The sequence below is a fragment of the Psychrobacter sp. TB20-MNA-CIBAN-0197 genome (assembly GCF_040309765.1).
In the GTDB taxonomy this organism is placed as follows: domain Bacteria; phylum Pseudomonadota; class Gammaproteobacteria; order Pseudomonadales; family Moraxellaceae; genus Psychrobacter; species Psychrobacter submarinus.
On sequence record NZ_JBEOPC010001168.1, the window covers coordinates 1 to 247 of the forward strand.

The window sequence follows — 247 nt, forward strand, 5'->3', positions numbered from 1 at the left end:
GTTGATATCGGCCGTGAGCTGCGTACGGGGGCCGCTACCGAAAACGGTCGTGAAGTCGTGCTTGGCACTGTGTTCATGTTGATCGGTGAAAATAGCCGAACCGTCTCTCAGGCCGTTGCCGCCAAACTGGAGCAAGTCAATCGGTCACTACCTGAGGGGGTGGTGGCGGTCACGGTATACGACCGTACCAATCTCGTGGACAAGGCGATTGCCACGGTCAAAAAGAACCTGATTGAAGGTGCGATCC

Annotated in this window: 1 protein-coding gene; it reads left to right on the plus strand. The window is 56.3% G+C overall.

Annotation, left to right across the window (positions count from 1 at the left end):
• Nucleotides 1–247, plus strand: a 247-nt coding sequence (locus AAEY83_RS17605) for an efflux RND transporter permease subunit (RefSeq protein WP_351061260.1), incomplete at both ends; no start/stop codon positions are given.